This window comes from Paenibacillus anaericanus (genome assembly GCF_003994475.1).
Taxonomy (GTDB): domain Bacteria; phylum Bacillota; class Bacilli; order Paenibacillales; family Paenibacillaceae; genus Fontibacillus; species Fontibacillus anaericanus.
On sequence record NZ_RZNY01000018.1, the window covers coordinates 1 to 15,631 of the forward strand.

The window sequence follows — 15,631 nt, forward strand, 5'->3', positions numbered from 1 at the left end:
GTTCGAGACTACATTATTTACTATAACTCAGTTCGTATTCAAACAAAACTAAAAAACCAGTCACCGATTGATTTTCGGCGACTGGCAGTTTAAACTTGCAAGGTGTTTTGATCCCTGTCTCACAAACGGGGGTCAGTCCCTAATGATCTTGAATAGGCTTCTTTGCTTTCAACTCAAAACCGCACTTACCTATGATACAGTTCTCCGTGATAAAGGTACGTGCGGTTGTATAATTTAGAAATAAAAAAATCTTTGAAACAATTACACAAGTAATAATTGTTTCAAAGATTTTGATTCCTTTAATCTAGAAATAGCTGTTACCCTATTTTCCAGACGACCTTGCGGAAGGGTCTTTCATCTAACTAGAATCTTATCACTGTAAAATAATCAAGTCAATAAAAACCTCTTAAGGTTTCACTTTATAATTTCTGATCAGTTTGAATAAAATGTACATTACCTCCCCAAACTCTGGATGTTCTTCATAATAAGATTTCTTCAATCTGCATCTTTTAATGAGACTCACTAATTCTTTTTTACGTTCAATTCTTGAAATTCTTCCTTTAACATAATAATCATGTAAATACAGTAGGGCAGTAATATCATGTATTTTAAGGTTTCTAAGTGGAATATTAGTAATTGAATCACTCATGTTACAATTTTGAATTAAAAAATTTCGAACTTGCAATTTTATACGCTTTTCATTAGATAATAAAAATTGATTAGGCCCTACAATATTAAAAATAATAGGTCTACTATGTGCAGAGGAATCTCTTATATTTTTCGAATCAAATAATAGGCTATTGGCCAGTTTTAATTCTTTATATTTATATTTCTTTTTTTGAACATAAAAATTAATAAAAAAACATAATTGACCATAAGACATTAATTCAATAAGTACCCAAATGGATGGTTTCTTTTTTCTTTTAACAATCAAATCATAACTATAATCTCTTTGTGACTTATATGCTTCCAATAACTTTTTGTCTATAGTCTCATATTTTTTCAATTTATTTTCAATTTCTTCAAGTGATAGTTCTTTTTTTATAAGTTTTTGTCTATAACTTTCTAACTCAAATAATTTATACTCATCAATGATTCTAAAACCATCTTCATCACTTTCAGTTATCAAGCGAATAATTAAAGATTTTATATTATGTTCGATATCTAAAGACAACTTTAAAAATAAATACCTAAAATGCATATCTATTGTGGCTAAATCATTTAAGATTGAAAAATCAACATTTGTGTATTTGTTATCTTTATCTTTATTAAAATTTTTTCTAAAAGCAGTAACTTTATAATAGTAAGTTCGATCTGTTAGTATTCCTTTAGCTAATGACTCATTATAGGAATTGAAAGTAATGCCTTTAAATTTTAAATACTCGATTTGCTCTTCTACTGATAACTTCTCTTTTAATTTCGCCTTTTCTACCAAACTTATAACAGGGTCTTTGCTCACAATCGGTAATTGTTCTACCGTAGCTGCAACCTCATCTTTAGCCTCTAACCCTTTAATTGGACTTAAAGATTGTTTAAACTTCAATAAGTCCTCTTTTGATGCTCTTTTCAAAAATATATTCACCACCTATCAGATAACATTATGGCAATTATATCATGTATTACCTAATTCTATCGATGAGTTAAATCTAACTCCTTGTTGCAAAGCCTGCTTAATAAACAGTTTTACAAAATTTCGCCCTATTTATGATACGATTCACTCCGATTAATCTTCACCGCTCGGTAGACCTGCTCCGTTGATACCTACCAATCGCAAGTCTCTTCGAATGCTCCGCTATACTCTGAACCATCTACTTCTTCTTCACAGCCTCCTAAATATATAAATACGCTATATAACATATTCTTTCATAGATTTAACTTTGCAAAAAAAATAACCCCCTACAACAGGGAGGCTATAATATGATCGCCATCTACGCACTAAACACACAGAACCTAATAATATCTACAATGGCATGTGAACCCATAGCTGATACCAAATCGCGCTTGCGTTGAAGCCATGCAAATGGGAATCCAAATAATAGTGCTAACACAATTACATTTACAATATTAAAAGTGCTTAATTCAAAGTGAATGAATACATGTGGCATCACCATAATCAAATAACATAAAACATTTTGAAGCCTAGTAAACTTNAGCTTCCATAATAAATGACAGTTGGAAGGAGGGGTTAATCGCTGTACTGCCCACTGCCAGTAGAACATTGATCGCACCCAATACCACGCCCACCAACACCAAAGTTACACACGAGATCACAACATCTTTCTTCGTACTATTTTTAATTAAAATAATTCTATGACTAGAACCCTTCATCATACTCGTAGCACCAATATATATGATAATGGACGACACGCCCATAAACATACTAGCTGGCATAGCTATGATCCCAAGTACACAACCGATAATAACATCCATTAATTTGGTGTTTTTATTCTTTATAATATAAACCACTGAGATGATTCCAAATAACAGAAACCAAATAAAGAGCATCTTAAATAAAACTGAGAATACCCATAAACACGATAAACCTACCAATAGCCAAGTCAGTTTGAATGCTACCTTGTCATTCATCTTAAGCACATCTCTCCCACCCTCAGATAAAATAGAACTGCCGCCATTATATCAATATCTGGAAGCCAGCGACTGTTACAAACATCATCTTTAGGATCCATATCCCTCTTCTTTTAAAATATGGAAGTATACCGCTTGATAGGAGAGTTAGTAACTCTGGAGGAAAGTCGACATAACAACTCGTCCACTCTCCGCATAAGTCTCTGAAGTTGCGCTGCGCTCATATTCTGTATCCAAGATGTACTTGGACAGTTCGCAAGGAACTTAACCGATTCAATTAGATTAACGGAGTCCAAGTCAGTACCCGTCTCACTCCGTGTCAGATCTAATAGATCTTCTAGGGGCAAATTATACGGTGGAAAAATACTCCCTCGTTCTTGGATATATAGAGTCTTGAGCATGATTTCTAATGACCAGTCGCTTAGGATGAGGCAAGGTTTGGGGAGATTGTGATGCAGGAACATTGGGGTGAGGTTCATGTAGGTTTGAACCGTATTATACTCAAGCTTTAAACCATATTTCTCTACAAGGGCCTCATTAGTCATACACAATAATCCTCCATATGATATCTATAATACCAATATTATACACTAAAATAATATCTATAGATATTATTTATGATTATCATATGCATGTGTCTACATTATTTAAACTTGTCTACACTTTTGAATAGAGAGGTGTAGAATATGACTGAGAAAGAAATTCTTAAGCTCGTTGGTGCTCGAATAAAGGCTTTGAGGAAAGAACAAGGACTTTCACAAGAAGCACTTGGAGAAAAAGGTGGATTCCATTTTTCTTATATCGGACAGATTGAGCGAGGCGAAAAGAACGTTTCCTTGCTAAGTCTAGCCAAGGTTGCGAACGCCTTGGAAGTAAATGTTGCTCAGATATTTGCTTATGCTTATGAAGAAAGCGAACAGATAGATGTAAATATACAGGATATTGTAACGATGCTTAGAGAATCAAGCCCAGAAAAAGTGCGTGTAGCTAAAAATGTAATCAGAGAGATTGTGCGAGGAAATGAATAAAACTATGGAAGCGTGATTGTGATTAGTCACTCAAATGAGGTGATTGTCCATGGCGAAAAAAGTCGTCGTTAAAATTCCAGAATTACTTAAACGTCACGGCATCTCATTACGTGAACTTTCCCGCCTATCCGACGTACGTCACGCTGCGCTTAGTGAACTTTCCAATGGCAAAAGAGAAAACATAAATTTCTCTCATATCGAAAAAATCGCCGATGCACTTAGCATCAGCGATATTAGGGAGATTATTGATTTGGTTGAGGTAACTGATTAAATAAGAAATACACATGCTACGTAAGTAATACTCTATATTATTTAGCTAAGTACTGAGCAGAGCTCTGACCTGTCTCGTCCCTTGAGGTATAGAAATGAGTATGCTAAGATAAACTTAAATAAGGGATTGGTGGCTGCCAATCCCCCGTACAACAACTTGAGTGGGGGTTTCTCCAACTGGTTGTTAATGCAGAAGAAGTGACCCTCGGTGCCAACCTTAAGAGGGGTCACTTCTTTTTTTCAATGTATGTCAATAACGCAATTAGAAACGCTGCGAAAATGATTACATCAGAGAAAGAGAAGTTCATAGAATCACCTCCTTTACAGGAGGCATGCCCACTCAAGGTGCAATGTACTGATTTATTATACCATCATATCTTGTGAAATTATCCAACAAAAAAAGAGAAAGCATCAAGTTCTCTCATATCGAAAAAAACCGCCGATGCACTAGGCATCAGCGATTTTAGAGAGATTATTGATTGGGTTGTAGTGAAAGACTAGTTACTTTTCTTGCCTTGTCTCCAGTTACATATGGCACCGATTCCTCTGCTGCGATGAGAACTTTCTCTTGGTGTGACGGATATATTATACTCCGTGACCTGGACAATCGATCTACAAAATACTCCTTTAGCAAAGGATCAACACAGTAAATATAGCAACCTTTCATCCCTCTTGTGAGGAGTGTACGGTAAGTGTTTTTAATGATCTGATCCGCTATCCCCAAAGCCTCATTGTTGTCCTTCTTGTACATTTTTTTAAATCCAGACAACGATTTATCTGTATTCGCACGTTTAAATGGGTCCGTGACAATTTCTCCATTAATATATCGAAGATCTTCCCCTATGATAACTCCTACATAATCAAACTCCAGCCCTTGTGAAGTGTGAATACAACCAACTTGCTCCACCGATTTAGGATCGATTGCCCATGTTAGTGTATTGTTCAGATTCCAACTCATAGAGAACTGATGATCTTCCAGATAAATATCATGAACCTCTGGATTGCTTTTCCCTTCCGTCTTCCAATCCCAGCAGTAACCCGCTAGCATCCTAGCTTTATTATTAAGTTGATTCTTTTTAAATATCTCATTGCGTAGTTCATTAGGGTCATCAAAAACTTTAAAATCATACTGAAAATCAAAACCATCTGCATTTGCTGTTTCCCGAAGCTCCAATACATCATCTAACCATGCCAAGTAACCATCGGAACCATTACAGCGAAATTGAGATTCTAGCTTCATCTCTACTACTTCAGCACCGTATGACTCGGCAAATTGTTTGATCTGTTCCTTATTCCCTACGTCATGTATCGAGATTTTTTGATACTCATCAATGAAAAATATAGAGCATTTAGCAGCTCGAATGATCTCCATCATCTGATTTTCACCTTTGTTCTTGAATAAGCCTGACTTCTCGTTAAGTCGATGGGCTTCATCCACGATCAGAACATCTAATTCATTTGGCAATGCCTCATGATAGACTCCTGAACTCTTGAACAGGTTATTAATAACTGTCTTCTTATAATTTTGCTGAAGACGCTTCGTATATACTTCTCTTGGGGCGCTGTTCTTGGTGACGTACTGGCAGACCATCTCTTTGGAGGTTAATTTGACTAATAAATTAATCCCTAAAACTGACTTCCCTGTACCAGGTCCGCCCTCCACGATCAGAACTTGCTTGCGATCTGTTGATAGTGCTCTTTTAGCCATTAAAATAGCTTCTTCATATACTACCTTCTGCTCTTCGATCATAATAAACTCTTCATTTCCATCTAACATTTTGACTAGTGAATCCTGCAAAGACTTAGATGGCCTAATCTTTCCTAATTCAATCAGATATAATGACTTTTTACGGTCTGTTTTTTTAATGTAAGTAGAAATAAAGCCCCTTAACTTTAGGGCATCGCCCTTAATAAATACCGGGGCCTCCGATATGTAGTTATCATATAGAGTATCCGTAAGTGGATCATTTTCCTTTTGGATATAGTTATGTAAATAGGCACAGGGATATAATGATATGGCCTCGTTCTGAACAGATTCATTATAGTCTGTGATTAGCTTTGCATATGACCAAGCTTGGTACGATGGATGCGTATGTTTGACCATTCTTCGATTCATAGCAGTCTCAACAAGACCATCTGAATTTTCAACTACGTTTACGGAAGACCATTGTTTTAATTCCACAATAACGACAGAATAACGGTCCTGTTCATCTAAACCTGTTAACATAAAGTCGATCCTTCTTGAAGTCGTAGGCACCTTATATTCAATAGCAACGCCTACATCATCAGGAATGATTGGAGTATTCAGGACCTTATACATATAATTCATAGAATTATTCCAGGAGTTAAACTCACTCTCCGAGATTTTACCGATTCTCTGTAGGTAATTCTCATGAATTTTAACAGCAATGCTATCGTTAGTAACGTCATTCATGAATTCTTCTTTGGTCGCTTCGTAAATTATCATAGCTGCCCCACCCCGTTACTCAGCTTCTGTATACTTTCTTGATGTTCCCTTAAACTTATCTATGGGATACTTCTCAGCGTTTTTCTCTAACTTTTGTAGAATAGCAGATTTAACATCGATACCCAAGTCATGTGCAAGCATCATTGAATAGATCAACACATCCGCCAATTCATCCTGAATATCGTTAAGATTAGCTTCAACAGCCTGCTCACTACTCTTCCATTGAAAAGTTTCTAGCAATTCGCTAGCTTCTAATGTCAACGAGATTGCTAGATCCTTAGGGTTATGGAACTGCTTCCAGTCTCTTTCATCGCGAAAGGCTATGATTTTATTTATAAGATCGTCCATGTGGGCACCCCTAGTGGTGGATTATTATTTTATTAATTATGTTATAACTAGACTTTTAGAATCAGTTAACTAAAATGTCTTCTATCCAGTTCCTTTATAAATTATGAAGGTTGTAGAAATTAAGATTGCTAGAGTGAGAATTAACGAAACGAGGCTCAAGACTAGCGATGCAATCTTATAACTAGATACCTAACAAATACACTTAAATTTTTCCTGGATAGCGTAAGATTATTAGTCTCATTATATCTACCAGTTCTTCGTAAGAAACCCCCTTAAGCATGATAACCCGATTCCGAATACTACTTTTTGGATATGTGAAATAGAAGAGTTCAAGAGCATCTACTGCCTAATTGATTTACAAGCACGGAAGATAGTATAGGTATTAACTCTGTGTGTAAACCAGTCAGGTAGCTTCATCCATTGTTATCCTCGATCATTTTTTGAATTACCCAAGTTGGACGACGTATTAAGTCAAACACATTGAAATGCTTTATCACCCTAGCTTCTAGCTCTGCTTCCGCCGTTGCCTTGGCTAATTCACGAGTAAAATAAACTTTATTTTTCGTGTTCCAAAACGGATGTCCAAACAGAGCAATGGTTTCATTCTCAAAAGCAAATTTTAATCCAGGTACTCCAAAATACCATTTTGACTCCAATTCTTTAAAGTTTTCCACAAGATTGGTTAGTGAATTTTGAACCAATTCAATCCACTGTCCGTCAATAACAGGTACCTTCCCATCTTTCAAATAACGTGCTGCATCAAGTCCGAGACGCCAATCAAGAATTCCATGGTAGCTCATATTTTCGTAAGTACGTAAGCATTCATAGCAAGAGGAGTCACACATATGGTTCCGTAGTTTCGGAATATAGTTTAACTCCCCGCATAAGTCATCCAGAATTTTCTTCATGACTTGCTCTTGAGCCAAGTATTTTGCATATCCCGCTCCATTTATAAGTCTGTCGCCGAAGAAAACCTGACCAACAAGACTATCTGACGAATTGTTATATACGGAGCGGACACCTACCTGAAGCTCATCCGCATCGACGTCCAAGAGATTTGTTGCAATTCGTCTAAAGAGGAATCCAAAAGAGACAAGGCCGGAGCGGGCTCCAAGGACTGTCGGATCAAAACTTATATCGGCAGCAGTTGTTTTAGGACTAATAACTAAAACTTCTGTATTCTTTATTGCTGCCAATGCCACTTCTTTTTTTATTGAACTTAATGCTGGCGGCCTATAATCATCAGCCAAACTCGTTGTTTCTATCCATCCTTCATAATCGTTCCGGGCTTTTTCAAAAGTAAATAATGCCCCATTTCGATCATTAATAGTATAAATATCCCCTTCTTGACATGAGAAAACCGTATTATAAATTTCATTGGTATTATCTTCAGCGTTGGTTCCATCGAGTGCCAGTCTTGGTACAGTACTTCTTGATGACCATTCAAACTCTTCCTTATAGTCCCTTTTAGTCCAGTCGCTTCTAAAACCTTGCGGCTCAGATATCGGTATTGTTATGAAAGGACTATCCATGGCATCTAGAATATTAAGACAAGAAGGACATTCTTCTGGCAGGTTTTTGTCGTATAACATATGACAGTTCTTACAAAGAGCAATCGTTTTAATGTCACCTAGAGGATTAGGTTCCGGCATAACCCGATTACCTTGAATCCAATAATGAGCCACTCCTGCAGCACGATGTTTTGACTTATCTTTAACCACTTCTGATCCAGGCGAGTAGTCGTTTATCGCCATTTCCAAATCTCGATCTACTGTATCTTTGTCCAAATCTTGAATTGAAGTGTATGAGTTTTTCTGGCTATGGTGTAACAATCTTACCCGTGTCGGGAACCCAAACATAGGGAGCAACCCTGCTGCAGCTAAATTCTCACTTAATGCGTTTGAAGAATATCTTGAATCAATAGCTATCCGTGAAATCTCTTCAGTTATTTTTCCGCTTATTGTATCATTTTTGATTTGCTCTAAATCACCAACAGAGATTTTGCTTTTTACCGAAAGTGCTTTAATAACTTGCTCTAAACGAAGGGCACCTTCCTGTGAGGTAAGGTACTTTTGCACACGATCTTTAATTTGCTCCCAGTCATTCCGATTACCAAACTGTCCGTGGACACTTTCTCCGCCTAATTCCTCCTTTGATAAACCGGTATCCTTGAAAGCATAAAACAGCATTTCTTTATTAACAACGCGACTGAATATTTTCTTAGATTGCAGGTCGATATATGGCTGCGGAGACGGATCCCCCGTAATTCTATCCAAGTTATCAAAATACCAATCATCGTGACTTCTGCCGCGGCAGAGTGTCAAACTTACGGATAACGGAGAATTTCTACGTCCACATCGCCCTACCCGCTGTTGATAATTAAATCTCTGTGGAGGCATATTCGACATGGCTACAATTCTTAAAGATCCAATATCCACGCCTGCTTCCATCGTGGTCGTGACACTTAAAATATCAATTTCGTCAACAAGCTCAGTATCATCTGAATCAAAGATACCTTGAAAAAGCTGCTGTCTCTTTAATGCATCATCCGGATCTGTTTGCCCCGTCATTTCCTCGGAATGGAAACGCCTTACAGTTTTAGAGTCAAGAGAAAGGTATCTGTAATAATCATTCGTTACAGATTCCTCAAGACTGCTTTCTTCTAATCGCGAATAACAATCTGTACATACCGAACAGGAAGGATGTAAATGCACCCTCTGACACTTTACACATGCATAAATTTTTTCATTAAATGGAATAACCTGCAATTCGTCTGATTGTAATAAATAATGTTTAACTCCCCGCAAAGAAGAAAAAATTCGGTGAGCTCTGTCCAACAACTGTGTTTCATTAATATTATTTTCTTTAGCAATTGCCTTCCAATAAGCATTTAATTGAGGTCGCGGCGACTCACTTTGTTTTTTATTATCATCAAAGCGTTTTAGCCCGCCAAGAATTCGGATCGAACTATCCACAAGCTGGCGCCAGAATTCAGGCTCTTGCCCAAGATAACTTTCAAATTCTTTCTCCATGTCAGTCGAAATTGTTGCCAATGCTATGGACTCTAAATCCCTTTTCCTTTGTGAAAAAAGGACATCAATAATAACACGTTCTTTTAATTTCTTGATTATTTCTTCAAGATATACTTGCTGAGTGCCACTCAAATTAACAATCCGACTAGGATTGCTTCTATCCAACCAATTATATAGTTTCGTCCAATTAACTCCAGAAAACTCCTTTAAGGAGTTTTCTGGGCCACCCGGATTTATTCCAACTTTGAGCAGTTCCTTCTCAATACTATCCCACATGTCACCCAGTCGGGGATAACTTTCAGCTAATTTAATAATTTGTTTAGCCTCTTCCAATTTAACCGGAGGTAGATTTTTGTTTAATAATGCAGCTTCAATCAGACTAGCTTCACTATAGTTCTCGTTCCAATACGATTCAGCAATCGACGCTTCCAGATCTGTCAATGCTTCTTGTCTTGTACGCTTAATAAAACAACGTAAAGCAGTATTCTGTTCCCGGACAACTTTTATAACAACATAACGGATAATCTGTCTGTAGTGGTTAATTTCCAGCTTTGCTGACAATTTAGCTGCATCCTGCCGACTATCTGAAAATAACACTGCTTTCGGTTGTTCTTTATCAGGAAGTTCCCGCATTAATGCATCTAGCATAATTTGCGCAATCATGTCAAACCCTGTTCTTTGTCCACGAATTGGAGAACGAGTACGTTTTTCACTTTCAATAGGAAGCCATCCACTTGGTATACGCTGTAGCTCCCAATCGTCTGCGCAATTTGGACACTTTATCGGAAACGCCGGCATTCTTTGTGCTGATTCTTCCATATTCATTATTTTATACCAATGGCCTGTGGCACTGTGTTGGTCAGAACATATATTTCCCATTCTAGGAGTATACTCAGCCTTCTCCCATTTAAACTTCATTTTACTTTTACCGATTCCTGTCTGAACAGACTCATCTCCAGAAGGTGTACGCCCCCATTCTTTCGCCGCATCAGGATCAATATTCAATGAGGGCCAATAGACTGCATATTGTCCATATTTCTTAACAGGCGGCAGTTTATCTGGAAGCTGTTCTATTTCAGGAAACTCGGCACTTAATAAAAATCGGCTACCTGAATCATCGGTTTTATCAGCTGTTTTGAACCCGCCAAGAAAACTATCCCCGCAATTTTGACAATAATAGAAATCAAGGACACGGGAACCGCAACCGCATTGAATTCTTGGTTGGTTATATAATCTGCCAATATTCCTTCCGCTGTATTTATAAAGAGGATCAACTTCTGTACAGTCAGGACTCGAACATGCCCAAAGTCCTTGAAAGTTTTTAAAAAATAGATGGGCTCTTAATGGTAAAACAACATCACGTTCTCCATTAGCTCTTGATTTAACAACAGCTAATAGTAACCCACCAATAAAACTCAAATCATTCTCATCACTAAACAATTTGGCAGAAAGACATTTAATGGATTTAGGTTTTTCGCATTCACGTATTAATGCCTCAAGCGCGCCACTATTTTCAAGAACCTTAGTTAAACATTCTCCTGGAGTATTGGCATCGTATTTCACATTGAATTCATCACAAAATTTGCTGATGGATTTATTCCAATCAGCTTCGTTATGAAATGAATTAAATAATTCCGAAAAAAGGCCTTTCTTTTCCTTGTAATAATTACTAAGCGGAAATTGTTCAGCGCTTTCTCGCTCTCCGGTGATTATCTCAAACTTATTAATAGGAACGCCAAAAAAATCACCCAAGAATTCCCTTCCACTCTCATCTAAGGATGCACTTGTCGCCAATATTCTAAGTTGAGGACTGTCCGGTCTAAGCCCCAATCTATCAAGCAATGCTCGAATTACATAGGACACTTCGGTACCAGCAGTCCCACGATACGCATGTAATTCGTCAAGAACCAAATGAAATGTATTTGAAGAGTCTTCTTCAATCCATTCACGTGTCTTGTCAAAAATTTGTTGTTCAATTTGACGGGTTAGTATGATGTTCAGCATGCTAAAGTTAGTGATTAAGATATCTGGAGGTGACTCCTGCATATCCCAACGGGAAATCATTTCCGATCCATCTACTTGATTTAAAAACGCAAGCTTCTCATTTAGTCTATCGGACAATTTATTTTTAATTAATTCTACTTCGGATGGACTCCATTGTGATGTTGAGGATAGAATGTCTGCATCTATTTCATTTTGTATCTCCACAATAATATTTTGCTTAGTTCTAAAATCTGGATCATTACCCGCTTTGTGAATTAAATCTTTAAATTGATCACGAAGCTCATTTTGCTTATGTACCATTTTTTTTATTGCTGTCTTTAATTGGCCCACTTTGTTTGAGTTTGAAGGACTCCCCGGAATAGGCGTCTTACCAGTATAGCGGCCAAAATATATTTTATTATTATCCCTGCTGTCCCTTAGCCATTTTCTTACCTGATCACTATCTAATGCTTTACGCAACCGTACCATCTGGTCTTCAACTAGAGCATTCAGCGGATATAAGATTAGTCCGCGGACTGCAGCTTTACGTTTTTCATGTGCCCTTATTGAACTCCATCTTCTGCCAGAGTCCCACCACTTCTGCTCTGACGGACCTGGAGAAGGCCACCTTTTTGATTCATTTAATATATTTGAAATAAGTGGCAGCAAGAAACTTTCAGTTTTTCCTGAACCCGTACCTGATGTTACAACAATATTTTTCTTTTCTGTTACAACTTTCTTAAATGCGTCATATTGGTGCTGATGCAATTTATGCTTAGGATCAAATAAGCCAAGACCTACAAACTCGGAAAAATCAGACGATAAGAGGGTTTCTTTACAAACATCTTTCACAGTCTTGTTAGAACTTCTATATGGAGGTAAAGCTTCAATATATGGATACTGATATATGTTTCCTTCTTGCTCCAGTAAAGCTCTCCGCTCCGCTGCTAATTTGTCGTGTCCCAGAGCAAACGGACTGTCCATGTAGCGGATATACATTTCTTTCATTCTTTGAAAAAGGCCTAGAACATCTTCCAAGTTCACCACTCCTTATCTTAGAAACTCAAGTTCGAAACCGAGCTTATGCACTAGAGTCCACGCTACTTCCAAAGGCACATTTTTATAAATACGGTACGAGCCAACCCGCTCAGGACACTTACCTATACAGGAAGCTAACGCACGTTCATAAAGTTCCGGTAAAGTATACTCCTTCTTTATTCTAAGCTCATGATTTCTATAGCTGAACAATTTCCGCTTTTCCATTGAGGCCAAGTAAAGTTTGCCTATATCCCTTTCTATCTTCTTTTTATTACCACTTGGTAATTGCAAAACACATATATTATCTCCAAAACGACTAGTGTACTGTTTTAGTCTTGATGAACCATTCCTCTCCCATTTCGATAAAACGGTATCCCAACCTTTCACATCCCAGTTTCCATAATTTGAAACTATAATCTCTTTATCATTATCAATTTGTGATGTAATCGAAGGTAAACATTTAGCAAGATGATAAGCAAAATAATCATCACCTAAATTATATGGAATTTTCAAACTTTGAAGGGCTTCCTCTAAATCATCCCAACTTTTTGAATATAAATAAACAGCTATAGGTTCTAAATCACTTGCGGGAATCGACCATAACATATCAAACCTATCACTGTTGTTATTTTTCCATGTTTCAAACATTCTCCTTGTCCTCGCGCCAGCTATTGAAACTAGTGGATCAACACCAGGAATAATCCCAGCTGATGTCGGTATCACTCTCCAGTAATAATTATTTGTATCGCCCTTACGCGTAAATTCAACAAAGCCTGTCTGAGACAGTCGTTGTCTGACTTTATACGCTCTTAATCGGAGTTGTTCTTCCCCAAAACACCAGCTTAAACCCCTTAAAAAGTTATTCCAATTTCCTTCTCCACTTAAAGATAAATATTCAATAAATAGATCAATTTTACGTATAGGTAAAGCTTCTTTTCCAAATTCTATCCCCAAAGTTCTAAAGCCACGTTCTAAATCGAAAGGGACCCCTTTAATAAATTGAGGAACTGGCTTCTTGTAACATCTCCCCTCTACTGTGAGAAACGCTACTCCGTTTTTTATTTCAAAACAATTATCAAACTCATCAAGATTGTTGTAGATATAGGTACCCGCTATTTTCAACTTCCCTTCAGTTGCTTGAGCAGTAACGGGGGTAAAGTTCTCCTGGTTAATACGATGCACATTATCATTTCTTAAAATGATTGTTCTGCTTGTATTGTTAGCCTTAATAACATAGGTATTCGAATACATTAAATGTAACAAGCTGAGCTCTACATTATCAGCACCATCGATTATGCAAAAAGATTCAACATCGTTAATTTTAACAATAGTTTTAGGTGGCGAAGAAATTGACAAAGTCGGTGGAGCATCAAGTAGCCATTCCTGGTTCCCAATTTTCAATCCACCTGATAAATGAATACTTGTATTTTCAACATTCACTATCATGTTAGAGTCCAAAGGTAATATTTTTGAACCCTCGGAAATCAATATAATTAAACTTTTCCAACCTAAGGGTAATTCTTTATAGTTTCTCGATTTTGCCTGTATATTCTGGTCTTCAATCCATTGTTCTATTACTTCGTTCATTTCTTCATGGAATAGTAATAGATGTTCTTGACCTGCAAGCAATTCCCTTCGACTTACCCAACCTTTAAATCCTAAATCTTGCCCTTTTCTAAAAATGAAATAATTAGTAGCCTCATGAAATAATCTGAAGCACTTGTCATTCGATTCAAAACTTATTGGTTCATTTAGTAATTCTTCTTCAATATATTTGCGAAATAAGTTGTTTGCATAGCTAAAACCTTCAATCCCAAAATCATCATCATCGTCATCGATGTTATTGATGAAGCTTTCATTATCAGCGAGGTAATTAAAACTAATTTTTGCTTTAGGTATGATCCCCTCAGCTTCTAGTACAAGGAAAAGCTTAAATTCTTTGATTCTATTTACTTCTCTTGAATTGTACCCGAATTCAGCCTGTTTCTCGCGTGTACCCCCAGTCCATCTCTTGAATTCATGCAAAATTGTTTCGGCTATTTCTTTTTTTAATGCTAAATCATTAGTGTTAAACATTCTGCTCAATCTATTAAACCTGGATGACAAATAAGCTTCTAGGTGGTTAATGAGATAATTGATGTCTATTTGTATCCCGGGTTTATAACCCGCCCAATAAAAGAAATCAAATAACTGTTCTCTCTCTGTTTCTCTTATTAAACACTGGGAGCGAGCATAAGCTGTATACTTAGTTCCAAATTCAAATATATTTATAAAGCCATATTCACCATTCTTTAGTTCTTGCCAGTCGCGTAATATATCCCACAAGATTTGAAAATTATCAAATCCCCTTGGCATCCCATTCCCATTCCCATTACCTTCAAGACTAAGTAATTCACGTAGTCTAACATAATAGTTCCCACCACCAATACCGTTTTCGGAATCAGCTCTCATATTTACCGCTGCTAGAACTGTCAGAGCCATGACTGCTATAAATGGTGGTATACCCTCAGCCTTTTGGTTAAACCATCTTTGGCCTCTTTTAGATGCTATTTCAAATAATTCATTCACTTCTTTAGTGTATGACTGAACAGACAAACAAAAATCTCTTATAGCATCTTCTTCAGAAACACCTAATTTCCCACCTATCATAATAATTAATGATTCGTTGATGTAAAGATAAACTACCTTATGAGAATTATGCTCACCAAAAAAATGCTCAAAAAAAGCTCTATTCCACTTTTCATAGTTTTGATGCATAATACCCAGTCCTTTATACCGAAATTCAGGAATTTACTCCTATATTTCTACATATTAATAGATAATCCCTTTAACTTGTCGAAAAATCAAAAAAACACCCAAAAACAGGGTGTTTTTTGATT

General features: G+C 36.9%; 9 protein-coding genes. 3 read left to right on the forward strand and 6 right to left on the reverse strand.

What is annotated here, in order from left to right; all coding sequences use genetic code 11:
• A partial coding sequence (locus EJP82_RS19375; RefSeq protein ID WP_148125753.1) for an IS3 family transposase occupies positions 1–93 on the forward strand: 93 nt, incomplete at its 5' end.
• Between the two features lie 313 nt (positions 94–406).
• Here EJP82_RS19375 and EJP82_RS19380 read toward each other — a convergent pair.
• Entirely contained in the window at positions 407–1,570 is a 1,164-nt protein-coding gene (locus tag EJP82_RS19380) for an Abi family protein (RefSeq protein WP_170220238.1), read from the reverse strand.
• A gap of 1,129 nt (positions 1,571–2,699) precedes the next feature.
• Positions 2,700–3,131, reverse strand: a complete 432-nt coding sequence (locus EJP82_RS19395) for a hypothetical protein (RefSeq protein ID WP_127193731.1) — start codon at positions 3,129–3,131, stop codon at positions 2,700–2,702.
• Between the two features lie 141 nt (positions 3,132–3,272).
• Here EJP82_RS19395 and EJP82_RS19400 point away from each other — a divergent pair, with 141 nt between their 5' ends.
• Together EJP82_RS19400 and EJP82_RS19405 are read left to right on the forward strand one after the other, a co-directional pair.
• Positions 3,273–3,614 carry a helix-turn-helix domain-containing protein gene (locus tag EJP82_RS19400; RefSeq protein ID WP_127193732.1) on the forward strand — a complete coding sequence of 114 codons (342 nt, stop codon included), beginning with the start codon at positions 3,273–3,275 and terminating at the stop codon, positions 3,612–3,614.
• 49 nt (positions 3,615–3,663) lie between these two features.
• On the forward strand, positions 3,664–3,885 hold the full coding sequence (locus EJP82_RS19405; protein ID WP_127193733.1) for a helix-turn-helix domain-containing protein: 222 nt from the start codon (positions 3,664–3,666) through the stop codon (positions 3,883–3,885).
• Positions 3,886–4,356: 471 nt separating this feature from the next.
• Here EJP82_RS19405 and EJP82_RS19410 read toward each other — a convergent pair whose 3' ends face one another.
• From EJP82_RS19410 to EJP82_RS19425, 4 genes are all read right to left on the reverse strand, one after another.
• Positions 4,357–6,351: a DUF2075 domain-containing protein gene (locus tag EJP82_RS19410; protein ID WP_127193734.1), complete on the reverse strand. Its 1,995-nt coding sequence runs from the start codon at positions 6,349–6,351 to the stop codon at positions 4,357–4,359.
• A gap of 15 nt (positions 6,352–6,366) precedes the next feature.
• Positions 6,367–6,699: a nucleotide pyrophosphohydrolase gene (locus EJP82_RS19415; protein WP_127193735.1), complete on the reverse strand. Its 333-nt coding sequence runs from the start codon at positions 6,697–6,699 to the stop codon at positions 6,367–6,369.
• A gap of 413 nt (positions 6,700–7,112) precedes the next feature.
• Positions 7,113–12,752 (reverse strand): DEAD/DEAH box helicase, encoded by a 5,640-nt coding sequence (locus EJP82_RS19420; protein WP_127193736.1) that lies wholly within the window; start codon positions 12,750–12,752, stop codon positions 7,113–7,115.
• A gap of 12 nt (positions 12,753–12,764) precedes the next feature.
• Positions 12,765–15,509: a hypothetical protein gene (locus EJP82_RS19425; RefSeq protein ID WP_127193737.1), complete on the reverse strand. Its 2,745-nt coding sequence runs from the start codon at positions 15,507–15,509 to the stop codon at positions 12,765–12,767.
• Between the last annotated feature and the right edge of the window lie 122 nt (positions 15,510–15,631).

Bases quoted from the DNA above. Each gene is read 5' to 3' on its own strand.
- EJP82_RS19415 (WP_127193735.1), bottom strand. From the start codon at position 6,699: ATGGACGATCTTATAAATAAAATCATAGCCTTTCGCGATGAAAGAGAC.
- EJP82_RS19425 (WP_127193737.1), bottom strand. From the start codon at position 15,509: ATGCATCAAAACTATGAAAAGTGGAATAGAGCTTTTTTTGAGCATTTT.
- EJP82_RS19405 (WP_127193733.1), top strand. From the start codon at position 3,664: ATGGCGAAAAAAGTCGTCGTTAAAATTCCAGAATTACTTAAACGTCAC.
- EJP82_RS19400 (WP_127193732.1), top strand. From the start codon at position 3,273: ATGACTGAGAAAGAAATTCTTAAGCTCGTTGGTGCTCGAATAAAGGCT.
- EJP82_RS19410 (WP_127193734.1), bottom strand. From the start codon at position 6,351: ATGATAATTTACGAAGCGACCAAAGAAGAATTCATGAATGACGTTACT.
- EJP82_RS19395 (WP_127193731.1), bottom strand. From the start codon at position 3,131: ATGACTAATGAGGCCCTTGTAGAGAAATATGGTTTAAAGCTTGAGTAT.